The organism is Paraburkholderia sp. FT54, from assembly GCF_031585635.1.
In the GTDB taxonomy this organism is placed as follows: domain Bacteria; phylum Pseudomonadota; class Gammaproteobacteria; order Burkholderiales; family Burkholderiaceae; genus Paraburkholderia.
Genome location: NZ_CP134196.1, coordinates 946,123 through 960,853, shown reverse-complemented (window position 1 = coordinate 960,853; position 14,731 = coordinate 946,123). Strand labels below are relative to the sequence as shown.

The window sequence follows — 14,731 nt, the reverse complement described above, 5'->3', positions numbered from 1 at the left end:
TCGGACACCGCGTCGGCGCATCAGACCACTATTGCGCTCGAAAGACGGCCACGCCCTGCGGTTCGATTGCGTGGGAGCCGATCACGAAGGCATCGCCGGCTATGTCGGTGAGCGTGTGTGTCTTGTCACCGTAGTTGAACACATAGGTCAGCGCGCCGCGGCGGCTCACGCGAACGCTATCGCCGAGCGGTGTCGTTGCCACACCGGCTTCTTGCGCGATCCGCGCAAACAAGCGCACCGTCAGTGCATCGTCGAACAGACTCGCGAGGTAGTGGAACGCGCCGCCTTGAACATACGCGGGATGGCCGTCCGCGAATCGCGCGCGCACGTCGAGCGAATCCGCCGCTTCGCTTTCGATGAAATCACGCCAGTGGCGAGCGAAGCCGTGTGCTTCACTCGTGCTGGCGTCGTCCGACAGGCGCACCGCTTCGGTCACGTTCGGCCGCATCGATTCGACACGCCACACGCGCAGCGGCAACACCGAGGCCAGCGCACCAGGCGGCAGGTTCACGGGAATCTGCAAATCCGCGGTCTTCGAACCCGTGCGCGGACCGAGCACGACCTGCGCACCTGCGTTTGCAAGACGCTCCGCGAAATCAGCGGGCACCACCGGCAGCGGCGGCACGACGATCAGGCTGTAGCCATCCAGCGGCGCGTCCACCGGCACGATATCCACGTCGAGGCCGAGCGCGCGCAGCGCCGAGTAGTACTCGAAGGCGAAGCGCGGATAGTGGAAGTCCGCTCCCTGCGGATGAATCTCGAACAGCCACTTCGCCTCGTAGTCGTAGACGAGCGCGACTTTCGAACGAATCGCGCCATTGGCGTCGGCATTCGCGGCGAGCACCGTGCGAATCTCACCGGCGACTTGCGCCGCTTCGTTGCCGCCCACGTCGAGCCGGTTATCGGGCATGTTCAGTCCCGCATGCATCTGTTCCTGCGCGAACGGCGCCTGACGCCAGCGAAAATACGATACGCAGCCCGCGCCGTGCGCGAACGCTTCCCAACTCCACAGCCGCACCATGCCCGGCAGCGGCGCCGGATTCCATAGCGCCCAGTTCACCGGACCCGGCTGCTGCTCCATCACCCAGAACGGCAGCTTCGACATGCCGCGATAGACGTCGTGATTGAACGACGCGAAGTCAGGATGCCCGCTGCGCAGCCAGCGCGCTTTCACCTCCGGCGCAAACCATTGCTCTTCGAGCGCGCCGAGCGGATAGCTGTCCCACGTCGCTACATCGAGATCGGCGGCAAGCTTGTAGTGATCGAACTCGGTGAAGAGTTGCATGAAGTTGTGCGCAACCGGCCGCCCCGGCGAATGGGCGCGGATGATCTCGACCTGCATGCGGTTATAGCGCGCCACCTCGTCGGACGCGAAACGCCGGTAATCGAGGCGATGCGAAGGATGCGCTTCAGTCACGGTCGCCACCGGCGCGTCGATCTCGTCGAAGCTGCGGTACTCCATGCTCCAGAACACGGTGCCCCATGCGCGGTTCAATGCTTCGATGGTGTGGTAGCGCGCTTTGAGCCACTCGCGAAAGCGTCCCACCGCCGCCGGCGAATAACTGACCACCGTGTGGTGGCAGCCGAACTCATTGTCGGTTTGCCAGTAGGCGACCGCGGGATGCTTGCCGTAGCGCCCGGCCACCGCCGTGCAAATCTTCTGCGACGCGGCGAAGTACGACGGTGACGAAAAGTCATAATGGCGCCGTGAGCCGAACGCACGCGGACGGCCGTCCGCGCCGATCGGCAGAATGTCGGGATGGCGGTCGATCAGCCACTTGGGCGGCGTCGCTGTCGGCGTGCACATCACCACTTGCAGGCCGGCCGCGCCCAGCACATCGATCGAGCGATCGAGCCAGCCCCAATCGTATTCGCCCGGCGTCGGCTCGATCCGGCTCCAGGCAAATTCGGCGATCCGCACCTGTTCGATGCCGAGGGCTTTCATTCGGCGAGCGTCGTCTTCCCACATCGACTCGGGCCAGTGTTCCGGGTAATAACAGACTCCAAGGCGCATCCGAATGTCCTCTATGCGTAGTGTTCGACGGATTCGAGCGAAGCGGCGGCAAAGCCGTCTTCGGTAAACAAATGGCAAGCGGGTCGGGGCACGCGCAAGCTCGCGCGCTCACCGGGCGCGAGGCGTGTATTGCCCGGCGCTTTGGCGATCAGCGCGGCGCCGCCGGGCTGATCGAGGTGCACGTAACTGTGTTCGCCGAGTTGTTCGACGAGCGACACGGTGCGCGTCAGCACGGCGTCGTCTGACGTGACGCGGGACGCATCGACAAATTCCAGGTGTTCAGGTCGCACGCCGAGCGTGACCGTTTGCGAGGTTTGCAAACCCGCGCCGTTCACCGGCACCCGCACGCTTTCTTCCGTGTGATCCAGCGTGATGGTCACGCCTTGCGCATCGACCGAGGCCACCCGTCCCGGCAGAAAATTCATGCGCGGCGAGCCGATGAAACCGGCGACGAAACGGCTCTTCGGACGGTGGTACAACTCGAGCGGCGCGCCGATCTGCGCGATGCTGCCGTAACGTTCGGTGTCCTTGCCGGCATGCAGCAATACGATCTTGTCGGCGAGCGTCATCGCTTCGATCTGGTCGTGCGTCACGTAGACGACGCTGGCCTTGGCGAACTGCTTGTGCAGCCGGGCGATCTCGATACGTGTCTGGCCACGCAGCGTGGCATCGAGATTGGAGAGCGGCTCGTCGAACAGAAACACGCCCGGCTCGCGCACGATGGCGCGGCCGATCGCCACCCGCTGCCGCTGGCCGCCCGACAACGCCTTGGGCTTGCGCTCGAGCAACGCCTCCAGTTGCAGGATGCGCGCGGCTTCCCGCACCTTGCGATCGACTTCATCCTTGGGGGTTTTAGCAAGCTTCAGGCCGAACGCCATGTTCTCGAACACGCTCATATGCGGAAACAACGCATAGCTCTGAAACACCATCGCCACACCGCGTTGCGCGGCCGGCACGTCGTTCATGAGTTGTCCGCCGATCGAGAGGTCGCCGTCGCTGACGTCTTCGAGGCCGGCGATCATGCGCAGCAAGGTAGATTTGCCGCAGCCGGACGGACCGAGGAACACGCAGAACTCGTTCTCGCCGATCTCGAGATCCACGTCGCGGATCACCAGCGCGCCGTCGCCGTACGCTTTCTGCACGCCTCTTAACGAAATGCTCGCCATCGCATCGACTCCGTGATTTAATCGGCTCGAAGTCGGAGATTAAGCGCTTAATCAGCAGGGCCGAAAAAAATCGATCGGTTGCGATCGTTGGGCCTTGCCTGTCTCCGATATCGTTTTGTCTGTGCGACAGATGGTGCCGCGCCTCGGCTCGCGACGCAAATGCCGGGCAGCCATCCCAAATATTGATAACATCATGCCCACACTCAGCGAAGTCGCGCGTCATGCCGGGGTCACTCCGGCGACGGTGTCCAACGTGCTGCGCAATCGCGGCCGGGTCGGCGCGAGCACGCGGCAACGCGTGCTCGACGCCGTCGAAACGCTCGGCTACCGTCCGCATCTCGCCGCTCGCGCCCTTGCCGAAGGCCGCGCGCCGACGCTCGCCCTGATGGTGTCGAGTATCGCCAACCCGTTCTATCCGGAGTTCGCGCTTGCCGTCGAACGCGCGGCGCGCACCAGCGGCCATTTCGTGATCATCTGCAATACGAACGAAGATCCGCTGACCGGCCGCGCGTATCTCGACCAGATTGCCGGCACGCTTTCCGAAGGCGTGCTCGTGACGAATGCGAACCTGGATTTCGCCGATCTTCACACGACCGAATCGCGCGGCACGCCGGTCGTGCTGTGCATGTGGGAGCGGCCTGACGAGCCGCCTGGGCTGCCGTGCGTCGCGGTCGATTTCCGGCGCGCCGGCGAGCTGGCCGGCGCGCATTTGCTGGAGCTCGGCCACCGGCGGATCGGCGCGATCGTCGGCAGCAAAGCGTCAGGCATTCACGCGGCCCGCTACGAAGGTTTCGTCGATGCGCTGCGCGCCGCGGGCGTGCCGAAGGGCCGCGTGAAGCACGCGGCCGATACGATACAAGGCGGCTATGCCGCGGCACGCGCGCTGCTGGAAAGCGATCCGAAGCTCACCGCGATCTTCGCCACCAACGACCTGCCCGCGCTCGGCGCAATGCACGCCGCCGCCGACCTCGGACTGAATGTGCCGGCGGACCTGTCCGTGATCGGCATCACCGACATCCAGCTCGCACGCGAATCGCGCCCCGCATTGACGACGGTCGCCGTGCCGACAGTCGAAGTCGCCGGGCTCGCCGTGTCGCTGTTGCGCGAGTTGATCGAGTCGTCGTATGGACAGGCGGGGCGCGGCGGCGCCAGCGTGCCGATGCGGATTGCCTCGCCGCCCGAACTGGTCGTGCGGGCATCCACCGGCGCGCCGCGTTCGCGGTGATGTGGCCGTGACAGCATCGCGGAGGTTACGTAGCGAATCCTTCATTCGCGCACGCCGCCTTCCCGGCAAGCACTCGCGCCGCGCACTATGCCGATTCGCCACGAACATCATGATGAACGTGCTTCAGTGTTCGCTGAATACCGTCGCGGTGCGAGCCATTTACCGTCGAGAAAAGCCCAGTTAGCCTTCAATTTGCTTTCACTCAGGCCAGGACTTTCCCCAAGCCCGAAGGCTCGATATCGATCCGCACTACGCCGTCGAAGCCTTGCCACGTATGGCGCGCGGCCTGCCGGCAAGTTTTCGCGCCTCACTTTCCGTTCCGATCATTTCCTTGACGCGGGCCGATGCGCCTGCTGTACTAAATCAACCAAAGTGATTTAGGCAGCACGAACGGAGTCGAGCCCAGGCCGTTTCGAACCGCCGTCACCGAGCATCAGGCCGCAAACCAGGTTGTCGGCGCGCAGCGTTCGCGCAGACAGCCGCCAGCAGTCCACAACGTCGTTGCCAAAAACCGGAGGAGCGTCCCATGAATCTGAATTCCAGCAGGCTTCCTGTCGCGAGGAAAATCGTGTCGATGTGCGTCGCGGCATCGGCGGTATGGTGTGCGAGCGCGAGCCAGGCGGCTGACCAGCCTGTCGTCGGCCTCATCACCAAGACCGACACCAACCCCTTCTTCGTGAAGATGAAACAGGGCGCGGAAGCGGCCGCCTCGAAAGACGGCGCGAAGCTGATCACCGCCGCCGGCAAGTTCGACGGCGACAATGCGAGCCAGGTCACCGCCATCGAAAACATGATGACGGCCGGCGCGAAAGCGATTCTGATCACGCCGAGCGACACCAAGGCGATCGTGCCGAGCATCAGGAAAGCCCGCGCGGCCGGCGTGATGGTGGTCGCGCTCGACACGCCGACCGACCCGCAGGACGCCACCGACGCCCTCTTCGCCACCGACAACTTCAAGGCCGGCGTGTTGATCGGCAAATACGCGAAAGCCGCGCTGAACGGCAAGCCCGCGAAGATCGCCACGCTCGATCTCGCGCCCGGCGTCTCGGTCGGCGTGCTGCGTCATAACGGCTTCCTGGAAGGCTTCGGCGTGAAGGAAGGCGATCCCTCGGTGGTCTGCAGCCAGGACACGCGCGGCGATCAGGCCAAGGGCCAGACGGCGATGGAAAACTGCTTGCAGAAGTCGCCCGACATCAACGTCGTCTACACGATCAACGAACCGGCCGCGGCGGGCGCTTACCGCGCGCTCAAGGCGGCGGGCAAGGACAAGAGCGTGATGATCGTCTCGATCGACGGCGGCTGCGAAGGCGTGCGCAACGTCAAGGCCGGCGCCATCGCCGCGACCTCGCAGCAGTATCCGCTGAAGATGGCCTCGCTCGGCGTGACGGCCGGCGTCGACTACGCGAAGACCGGCAAGAAGGTCTCCGGCTATCAGGACACCGGCGTCACGTTGATCACCGACAAAGCGATGTCCGGCATCGACAGCAAGGACACCAAATTCGGCCTCGACAACTGCTGGGGCAACAAGTAACACGTACTGAGTAGAGCGGCCCGCTTCGCCGGGCCGCCATCGGATTTACCGCGTGGCCAGAACGCCACGCTCATGCATCGAGGTCATCCATCATGTCGACTCCTTCCACGCCCGTCGGGCACTCGCGTTCGTTTGCCGAGCGCATGCCATCGCTTGCCGAAGTCGGGCCATTCATCGCACTGGTGCTGGCGTGCGGCTTCTTTATTTCGCAGAGCAACCGCTTCCTGTCGTTCCAGAACCTCTCGCTGATCCTGCAGCAAACCATGGTGGTCGCCGTCATCGCCATCGGCCAGACGCTGATCGTGCTGACCGGCGGCATCGATCTGTCGTGCGGCATGGTGATGGCGTTCGGCTCGATCATCATGACCAAATTCGCGGTCACGCTCGGTGTGCCGCCGGCCCTCGCGATTCTGTGCGGGGTTGGCGCAAGCACACTGTTCGGCGCGCTCAATGGCGTGCTGATCACGCGCATCAAACTGCCGGCCTTCATCGTCACGTTGGGTACGCTGAATATCGCGTTCGCGCTCACGCAGATCTATTCGAACGCCGAGAGCGTGTCGAATCTGCCGGACGCAATCATGTTCTTCGGCAACACGTTCAAGCTCGGCCCCGCGGATGTCACCTACGGCACCGTGCTCACCCTGCTGATGTATCTGGCCACATGGTTCGTGTTGCGCGATACCGTGCCGGGCCGGCACTTGTACGCGCTCGGCAACAACCCCGAGGCCGCGCGCCTGATGGGCCTGTCGTCGCAGAAAATCCTGCTGACCGTGTATTCGCTGGCCGGCGCGATCTACGGCATTGCCGCGCTGTTGTCCGTGTCGCGCACCGGCGTGGGCGATCCGCAGGCGGGGCAAACCGAAAATCTCGACAGTATTACCGCGGTCGTGCTCGGCGGCACGAGTCTGTTCGGCGGACGCGGCTCGATTGTCGGCACGCTGCTCGGCGCGTTGATCGTCGGCGTGTTCCGCAATGGGTTGACTCTGATCGGCGTCTCTTCGGTCTACCAGGTGTTGATCACCGGCATGCTGGTGATTCTCGCGGTGGCCGCGGACAAACTTTCCCATCGTCGCGGTTAAATACACAACCGCACTATCGTGCATGGGGCCCGAGTAAGCGCTGAAGCGCTAACTCGGGCCGACAGGAGCCCGTCATGTCGACACCTATTTCCGCTTCCACCGCGATGCCCGTTCTGCAGGCGCGCGGTCTCATCAAACGCTATGGCAATGTGACCGCGCTCGACGGTTGCGACTTCGAAGTGCTGCCCGGCGAGATCATGGCCGTGATCGGCGATAACGGCGCGGGTAAATCGTCGTTGATCAAGGCCCTTTCCGGCGCCACGGTGCCGGACGAAGGCGAGATTCTCCTCGACGGCAAGCCGGTCAAATTCCGCAGCCCGCTGGATGCCCGCGCGCAAGGCATCGAAACGGTGTACCAGGAACTCGCGGTGGCGCCGGCCATGAGCATCGCCGAAAACCTGTTCCTCGCGCGCGAGTTGCTGAAACCCGGCTGGCGCGGCTCGATCTTCAAGATGATCGACAAGCGCCGCATGCTGGACGAAGCGACCGCGCATATGAAGGACCTGCAGATCGGCATCCGCTCGATGCGTCAGGCCGTAGAAACGCTCTCGGGCGGCCAGCGCCAGGGCGTGGCCGTGGCACGCAGCGCGGCGTTCGCCCGGCACGTGGTGATTCTCGACGAACCCACCGCCGCGCTCGGCGTGAAGGAAGGCAACATGGTGCTGGAACTGATCCGGCGCGTGCGCGATCGCGGCTTGCCGGTGATCCTCATCAGCCACAACATGCCGCACGTGTTCGAGATCGCGGACCGCATCCATATCCAGCGACTCGGCCGGCGCGCCGCGCTCGTGAACAGGAAAGACATCCACATGTCGGAAGCCGTGGCGATCATGACGGGCGCCAAGGAAGCAGACGTCAAGGCAATCGCATGATGCGTGCATCCTGCTGAGCGGGCACTCGCCATGGAAACCACCAGCACCCGCTCGCCCCTCAAACGCACGGTCGGCTCGAATCAGGTCGGCATGCGGCAGTTCAACGAGCGCATCGTGTTGCAGGCGATCCGCTTGCATGGGCCGCTGCCGAAAGCCGACGTGGGCCGTCTCACGCGTCTTTCGATGCAGACGGTGTCGATGATCGTCGAGCGTCTCATCGACGACGGCCTGCTCGAAAAGCAGGCTCGCGTGCGCGGCAGGATCGGCCAGCCGTCGGTGCCGATCGCGTTGCGCGCACAAGGCGCGTACACCATCGGCGTCAAGGTGGGACGCCGCAGTCTCGACGTGCTGGCCATGGATTTCGCCGGCCACGTGGTGCACCGCGACGTTTTCGAGTACGCCTATCCTGATCCGCGCACGCTGTTTCCCGCGCTCGAAAGCAAACTCGCGCGCGTGAATCAGATGCTCGGCGCGAAGGCCAGCCAGGTGGTCGGCGTAGGCGTCGCGGCGCCCTTGTGGCTCGGCGGCTGGCGCGACTTTCTCGGCGCACCGCCCGATGCGCTCGAAGCGTGGCACGAGATCGATCTGCGCTCGCGCATCGCGACCATGACGGGCCTGCCCGTCGAGTTCGCCAAAGACACCACGGCCGCCTGCGCCGCCGAACTCGTGATGGGCCAGGGCCGCGGCATCCACAACTTTCTGTATCTGTTCGTCGGCACGTTTATCGGCGGCGGGCTCGTGATCGACGGCCGTTTGCATGGCGGCCCGCACGACAACGCGGGCGCGGTCGGCTCGATTCCGTTGCGCGAAGGCGGCCCGCGCAAACCCGCGCGCCAGTTACTGCACGCGGCGTCGGGCTTCGTGCTCGAAAAGCTCTTGAGCGATGCGGGCGCACCGCCCGCGGCCGCGCACGATCATCGCGCGTTGTTGCCGGAGATGTGGCGACACACGGAGCAATGGCTCGACAGCGCGTGCCCCGCGATCGCCAACGCGCTGACCAATGCGGCCGCCCTGCTCGATCTCGAGGCGATTGTGATCGACGGCGAACTCGACCGGCAACTGGTGCGGGAAATCATTCGCCGCACCGAGCGCGTGCTCGATCGCTTCGAATGGGAAGGCATGGTGCGTCCGCAATTGTTGGAAGGCGCCATAGGCGCCGATGCGCGTGCAATGGGCGGCGCGATTCTGCCGCTCTACGCGCATTTCGCGCCGGTCCATGAGCTGTTCCTGAAACCGGCGGCGGAGACAGTGTATTAAGCGCGGCCGGTGTGATGCATCTCGATCAACACCGCCACGCTTCACCCCATACTCATTGCGCGGCGACCTTGGCGACGGAAGCCGTCTTCGCAGGCGGATTGTCCAGCAAGGGCTGCAGCACCGGCGCGAGCGACTTCAACAACTGCACCGACAGCGCGCTCGTGAACTCGTAATGCGAGGCATACGGTTCATGCACCCACGCGGTCAACGTGCCGTAGAACCGGTCGCCCATCGCAAACACAAAAGTGGCGCTGCGGTTCACCTTGCGCGACTCGATCAGCCGCGCGCCTTTGGCAAAGACATTGAAGCGCTGATCGCCGGTTCCGGTCTTGCCGTACACCTCGAGCGTCTGGCCGTTGGGGAACGTCATGCCTTGCGCGAGACGCCTTGCCGTACCGCCCGTCACCACATCACGCAACAGCACTTTCACCACACCGGCGATTTCCGGCGACAACTGCTGCTGCGGCGCCATCGCCGCGCGCTGGAAATGCGTTTCGTAAGGCGTGTCTTTCGCGAAGTCGAGTTGCGTGAGGCTTTCGGTCGGCACCTTGTTGCCGTTGTTGGCGATCACGCCGATCAGTTGGGCGAGCGCGGCCGGCCGGTCGCCTGACGCGCCGATAGCCGCTGCATACGAAGGCGTGAGCGTCGCGAACGGATAACCGAGCGCCTGCCACGATTTGCCGATCGCATCGTACGCGCGCAGTTCGACCATCCGTTTGATGCGGCGGTCTTGCGTCGCGTGATAGCGCGTCTTGAAGAGCCACGAATACGTGGACAGCCGCACGTCGCGGCTCGCGCTCTGGATCTGCGCGAGCGTGGCATCGGGATGCTCGCGCAGATAGTTGAGCGTCCACAGTTCGAGCGGATGCACGCTCGAGATGTAGCCGCGATCGTTCAGATTGAAGCGGTCGATTGCGTATTTGGCATACAGGTTCGCCAGATCCTCGTCATCCAGCACGGAAGCGGCGGGCGTGTTTTTCAGCGCGGCGCGCATCTTCGCGTTGAACCACGCATTCGACTCGTCAGGCGCTACGCTGCGCAACACCGTCGCCACTTTGGGCGGCGATTTACGCACGCCCAGCAGCAATAGCGCCAGCGCCTGATCGGGCGTCTTGCCGTGGTACTTCGTGTAGAAACGATTCATGTACACGCGGCTTTCCTGATCGGCGAAACGCGTCAGATACATCTTGCGCGTCTCAGGATCGCCCAGCCATTGTGACGACGGCCCGGTAGTCTGCACCATTTCGTAATGGACGATGTCGCGCATCAGCCGCACGAACACCAGATTCACCGAATGCTGGAATGCGCGGTGCACGGTCAGGATGCGGCCGTTGTCGTCGGATTCGAAATTGTTGAAGGTTTGCGCGCCGCCGCCCGTGTAGAAGGTTTCACCAGGACTGGCCGAGTATTTGCGCTCCACGGCCGCGTCGAGCATGGCTTGCAGCGAGCGGTCCGAAGTGTGCGCGAGATAGTCGAGCGCCCAGCGCGTGAGCTGGTCGTTCGGATCGGGCTTGACGGCTTTCAGCTCCGTTGTGCCCAGCGGTGCATAACGCTTGTGCAGGTCGGAGACGATCTGCAAATACGTCACCACGGTGCGCAGTTTCGCGGTCGATCCGAGATTCAGGCGAGCACCGGAGTTGATGTCGAACGGCTGGTTGACGCTGTCGGTTTGCACCCGCACGAGGTTGGCGCCGTCGCGCCGCTCGAACAGCGTGAAGCTATAGGCGATTCTCGACGGATCGTCGGACGCGCGCAGCATTTCGAAGCCGACCAGACCCGCGGCTTTCGCGCCGTCGCGCGTGGCGGCGGCGGCGAGCCGGTCGCTCACGGCCTGCTGAACCGCGTTGTTGAGCGTGCCCTTCGCCTGCAGGTCGAGGCGGTCGAGTTCGTAAAAACTCGGAATGCCGAGCGCGGCCAGCAGATGCGAACGCATGGACGTCACCGCCTTGCGCGACACGAAGGAATCCGCACTGGCCGTTTTCACGGGCGCGCGGTGCAAATCGACCACCGCGGACAGCGCGGCGTCGCGCAACGGAATCGAAACAATGCCGCCGTTCGCCAGCAGCCGCAGATAACTGTCGGTCAGCCGTTCGAGTTCCTTGTAGCCGTGATGCAGGAAATACGACGGCGCGCGTTGCGCGATCATCAGCGAGAGCACCTGGCGGAACGCCACGCCCTGCTCCGGCAGATTCTGTTCGGTCGACGGCGCGCTCAGGATGCGGTTGACGTCGTTGAAATCGCGGCCATACCAGGCGGCGAGACCGTCGCCGATGCCGTTGATTTCGCCGATGCCCGGCTGCGCGGCCAGCGGCACCGAGTTGAGATAGTGGACCACGATCTGTTGGCGCGCCGGCATGGTTTGCGGGCCGTTCAGATAGGCGCGCACCGAAGCCGATGCGATCTGCCGCAATTTCTCCGGCGGCGTCGCCGTGCGGCCGCCCGCCGAGTGACGGAATTTTTCGATCTGCGTGGCGAGCGTGCTGCCGCCGGGCTGCGACTGATGGTGATTGAATACGCGCACGCCCTGATCGGCGAGAGCACGGCTGAAGCGCCCCCAATCGATTGCCGGGTTGCGGTTCGGCTGGTTCGGATCGAGCAGATAGCGGTCTTCGATAAACAGCAGCGAATTCACGACCAGCGGCGGAATCGCGTCGAAGTCGTCATACACGCGCCCGGGAAACTGCGCGGCGAAGAGCGGCGCGCCGGTGCCGTCGAAGAGTTGCAAGCCCGCCCGATCTTTTTCTTCGTACGGCAAGAAGAGGCCGTTATCCGCCAGCGACAGCATCCGCTCGGAATCGCGCGCCTGGGAGGTGATTTCGAAACCGCGTTGCAGTAAGCGCTGCTGGATGGACGGCAGCAATGCGTAGCCCAGACGACTGTCGTAAGGGCCTTTGTCGGCTTCTGGAAAACGGATGGAATGACTGGCACCGTCGGCGACGGAAAAGCCCACGTCGCGAGTCAATTCGGAGAGATAGTGCGCCTGCAATCGCGAGGTTTCGATCTCGTTCTGGCAAAAACGTACCGTCAATGCCAGCGCGAGCAAAAATGCCGCGACCAGCGCCCATTTGACCCACTTGCGGACAGACGTCGTACCCGTCGCGCGAAACGGTAACCGAACCAGCGGCCGATTCATGGTGCTCTCCCCGAGCGGGCGCCGGTTTCTTCTGGCCCGGCGCACCTTCGGAGCAGTGTAGCGCGGAATGCGGACTCGCAATCGGTTCGGATTTACCCGACAGTGTCGCGGCTACAACACCCTTTTGCGAAGCATGGCGCGGCGCCGGTTGCCATGCGATATTGAAAGTCTTTCGCGTGATGAAAAACCGCCGTTTCAGGCGGTTTTTTGCTTCCGTGCCGCGTGTTCAGCCCGCCGTGCTTGCGTCGGCTCCTCCGGCTGCGCGCGCAGCAATTCGATGAACTGTTCCGCCGGTGGCGACAGCACACCGCCCTTGCGCGTCACGATACCGAAAGTTTGCGAAGGCGACTTGAGCTTCACCGGCACGAGCCGCAACATCTTTTGCCGGACGAACAAGACGGCGATCGCCGTCGGCAATAAGGAAACCAGGTTGTGACTGCTTTGCAGGAGCGCGACCGTCACGAACGTCGAGGCCGTCGAAACCGGGTTATCCGGCATTTCCAGACCGGCCAGATCCATCTCACGCTCGAGCAGCGCATGCAGCGGCATATGCGACGGATACATCACCCAACGGTGGCCGGCCAGATCGCGCAGTTTCACCTCTTTCTTCGGCAACGGCGGATGGCCGTAGCCCACCACCACCGAGAGCGGCTCGTCGCCTAGCGGACGATAGTGATATTTCGACGGATCGGCCGCCACCGCGGCGCGGCCGATCACCAGATCGAGCCGGCCGTCGTCGAGTTGCTGCAGCATGCGCGCGCTGGTGTCTTCCACCACTTCGACGGACAGATTCGGCTGGCCCGCATGCAGTTGATTCAGCGCCGGCACGACGCACTCCGGAATCGCCCCCATGATTGCGCCGATCGCAAGACGCCCGCCACGCCCGGAACGTATCTCGGCGACGTCCTGGCAAAGCGCGGTGAGATCGGTCGTCACGAGGCGCGCGTAGCGGATCACGCAGTGGCCGAGCTGGTTCGGGATCATGCCGCTTTTCGAGCGCTCGAAAAGCGGTGCGTCGAGCATCGACTCCAGTTCCTGCAACGCTTTGCTGGCGGCCGACTGTGTCATCGACATCGCGCCGGCGGCTTTGTGCAGCGACTTCAGGTCGTCGAGCGCGATCAGCAATTGCAGTTGCTTCATGCGCAGTTTCGACAGCAGGACGTTCAGGGTGTCTTTCATGCGGGGTGAGTCGCAAAAGCGATCACAAGATGGAAACAATTCAATATACCTGCCGTGCTCAGCGCCGTATAGTCGGCAAAGGAGACATTCCAACGCCCACGAAAACACATATCACCATGCCCCAGTCATCCCATCCTGCTGCATTGCGCGGCGTGTTCCCCGTCGCGCCGACCATCTTCGACGACGCCGGCCGTCTCGACCTCGAAGGCCAGAAACGCTGCATCGATTTCATGATCGACGCGGGTTCGAACGGGCTGTGCATTCTGGCGAACTTCTCCGAACAGTTCGCCCTCTCCGACGACGAGCGCAATACGCTGATGCACGTGGTGCTCGACCACGTCGCGGGCCGCGTGCCGGTGATCGTCACGACCACGCATTTCAGTTCATACCAGTGCGCCGAGCGCAGCCGTAGCGCGCAGGCCGCGGGCGCAGCGATGGTCATGGTCATGCCGCCGTATCACGGCGCGACGATCCGCATCGGCGAACGCGGCATCTACGAGTTCTACCGCACCGTGTCCGACGCGATCGGCATTCCGATCATGATTCAGGATGCGCCGGTCAGCGGCACGCCGTTGTCCGCGCCGTTTCTCGCCCGCATGGCGCGCGAGATCGACAACGTCTCGTACTTCAAGATCGAAGTGGCGCAGGCGGCGAACAAGCTGCGCGAGCTCATCGAACTGGGCGGCGATGCCATCGCGGGTCCGTGGGACGGCGAAGAGGCGATCACGCTGATGGCCGACCTGGACGCGGGCGCAACCGGTTCGATGACAGGCGGCGGCTACGCCGACGGCATCCGTCTGATCATCGACGCCTACGCGGCCGGCGACACCGAGGCAGCCGCCGCGCACTATCAGCAATGGCTGCCGTTGATCAACTACGAAAATCGCCAGGGCGGCCTCGCCTCGTGCAAGGCGCTGATGAAGGAAGGCGGCGTGATCCGCTCGGACGCGGTACGGCATCCGTTGCCGCAGATGCATCCGGCCACGCGCGAAGGACTGTTGAAGGTCGCGCGGCGGCTCGATCCGCTGGTGCTGCGCTGGGGCCACTAAAGCGCGTCGGGAAAGCATCGACGCGTCAACTGAACCAGCAAGCCCATTCCGGTCCGGGCCTCGTCTCACTACACACGCACCCCGTGTCCGAACTGCCCGGCAAGCGAGTACGCGGCGCGCCATATCGTCATGACGCAAGCACACGCAGGGCCGGGCTCTGCTGCCACATACGCAGACCTCGCCTCATCGGATGCAGTCCGACGAAAAAAAACCCCCATACAAGAGA

The 14,731-nt window shown here is 63.9% G+C and carries 10 protein-coding genes; 6 read left to right on the top strand and 4 right to left on the bottom strand.

The features are described from left to right. Positions 1-28 precede the first annotated feature (28 nt). The gene (locus tag RI103_RS23795) at positions 29-2,014 is read right to left on the bottom strand and encodes a beta-galactosidase (RefSeq protein ID WP_310818029.1); all 1,986 of its coding nucleotides are present in this window, start codon (positions 2,012-2,014) and stop codon (positions 29-31) included. Positions 2,015-2,025: 11 nt separating this feature from the next. Then, the gene (locus RI103_RS23790; protein ID WP_310818027.1) at positions 2,026-3,180 is read right to left on the bottom strand and encodes a sn-glycerol-3-phosphate ABC transporter ATP-binding protein UgpC; all 1,155 of its coding nucleotides are present in this window, start codon (positions 3,178-3,180) and stop codon (positions 2,026-2,028) included. Between the two features lie 193 nt (positions 3,181-3,373). Here RI103_RS23790 and RI103_RS23785 point away from each other — a divergent pair, with 193 nt between their 5' ends. The 5 genes from RI103_RS23785 to RI103_RS23765 all read left to right on the top strand — a co-directional run bounded on the left by RI103_RS23785 (position 3,374) and on the right by RI103_RS23765 (position 9,144). Continuing rightward, positions 3,374-4,405 (top strand): LacI family DNA-binding transcriptional regulator, encoded by a 1,032-nt coding sequence (locus tag RI103_RS23785; RefSeq protein ID WP_310818026.1) that lies wholly within the window; start codon positions 3,374-3,376, stop codon positions 4,403-4,405. Positions 4,406-4,931: 526 nt separating this feature from the next. Continuing rightward, positions 4,932-5,936, top strand: coding sequence for a sugar ABC transporter substrate-binding protein (locus RI103_RS23780; protein ID WP_310818025.1), 1,005 nt, complete (start codon positions 4,932-4,934; stop codon positions 5,934-5,936). A gap of 92 nt (positions 5,937-6,028) precedes the next feature. Continuing rightward, positions 6,029-7,015 carry an ABC transporter permease gene (locus RI103_RS23775; RefSeq protein ID WP_310818024.1) on the top strand — a complete coding sequence of 329 codons (987 nt, stop codon included), beginning with the start codon at positions 6,029-6,031 and terminating at the stop codon, positions 7,013-7,015. Positions 7,016-7,089: 74 nt separating this feature from the next. Continuing rightward, positions 7,090-7,887: an ATP-binding cassette domain-containing protein gene (locus RI103_RS23770; protein ID WP_310818023.1), complete on the top strand. Its 798-nt coding sequence runs from the start codon at positions 7,090-7,092 to the stop codon at positions 7,885-7,887. A 30-nt stretch (positions 7,888-7,917) separates the two neighbouring features. Next, a complete protein-coding gene (locus RI103_RS23765; RefSeq protein WP_310818022.1) occupies positions 7,918-9,144 on the top strand; it encodes an ROK family transcriptional regulator in 1,227 nt (408 codons plus the stop codon). A 52-nt stretch (positions 9,145-9,196) separates the two neighbouring features. Here the strand turns inward: RI103_RS23765 and RI103_RS23760 are convergent, their stop codons facing one another. Both RI103_RS23760 and RI103_RS23755 read right to left on the bottom strand, forming a co-directional pair. After that, the gene (locus RI103_RS23760; RefSeq protein WP_310818021.1) at positions 9,197-12,277 is read right to left on the bottom strand and encodes a transglycosylase domain-containing protein; all 3,081 of its coding nucleotides are present in this window, start codon (positions 12,275-12,277) and stop codon (positions 9,197-9,199) included. 195 nt (positions 12,278-12,472) lie between these two features. Continuing rightward, positions 12,473-13,456, bottom strand: coding sequence for a LysR family transcriptional regulator (locus tag RI103_RS23755; protein ID WP_310818020.1), 984 nt, complete (start codon positions 13,454-13,456; stop codon positions 12,473-12,475). A 116-nt stretch (positions 13,457-13,572) separates the two neighbouring features. Between RI103_RS23755 and RI103_RS23750 the strand changes: the two genes are divergently transcribed. Next, on the top strand, positions 13,573-14,505 hold the full coding sequence (locus RI103_RS23750) for a dihydrodipicolinate synthase family protein (protein WP_310818018.1): 933 nt from the start codon (positions 13,573-13,575) through the stop codon (positions 14,503-14,505). The last annotated feature ends 226 nt before the right edge of the window (positions 14,506-14,731 follow it).

Coding starts and splice junctions, on each gene's coding strand:
- RI103_RS23795 (WP_310818029.1), bottom strand. CDS start 2,014: ATGCGCCTTGGAGTCTGTTATTACCCGGAACACTGGCCCGAGTCGATG.
- RI103_RS23755 (WP_310818020.1), bottom strand. CDS start 13,456: ATGAAAGACACCCTGAACGTCCTGCTGTCGAAACTGCGCATGAAGCAA.
- RI103_RS23765 (WP_310818022.1), top strand. CDS start 7,918: ATGGAAACCACCAGCACCCGCTCGCCCCTCAAACGCACGGTCGGCTCG.
- RI103_RS23785 (WP_310818026.1), top strand. CDS start 3,374: ATGCCCACACTCAGCGAAGTCGCGCGTCATGCCGGGGTCACTCCGGCG.
- RI103_RS23775 (WP_310818024.1), top strand. CDS start 6,029: ATGTCGACTCCTTCCACGCCCGTCGGGCACTCGCGTTCGTTTGCCGAG.
- RI103_RS23790 (WP_310818027.1), bottom strand. CDS start 3,180: ATGGCGAGCATTTCGTTAAGAGGCGTGCAGAAAGCGTACGGCGACGGC.
- RI103_RS23760 (WP_310818021.1), bottom strand. CDS start 12,277: ATGAATCGGCCGCTGGTTCGGTTACCGTTTCGCGCGACGGGTACGACG.
- RI103_RS23750 (WP_310818018.1), top strand. CDS start 13,573: ATGCCCCAGTCATCCCATCCTGCTGCATTGCGCGGCGTGTTCCCCGTC.
- RI103_RS23770 (WP_310818023.1), top strand. CDS start 7,090: ATGTCGACACCTATTTCCGCTTCCACCGCGATGCCCGTTCTGCAGGCG.
- RI103_RS23780 (WP_310818025.1), top strand. CDS start 4,932: ATGAATCTGAATTCCAGCAGGCTTCCTGTCGCGAGGAAAATCGTGTCG.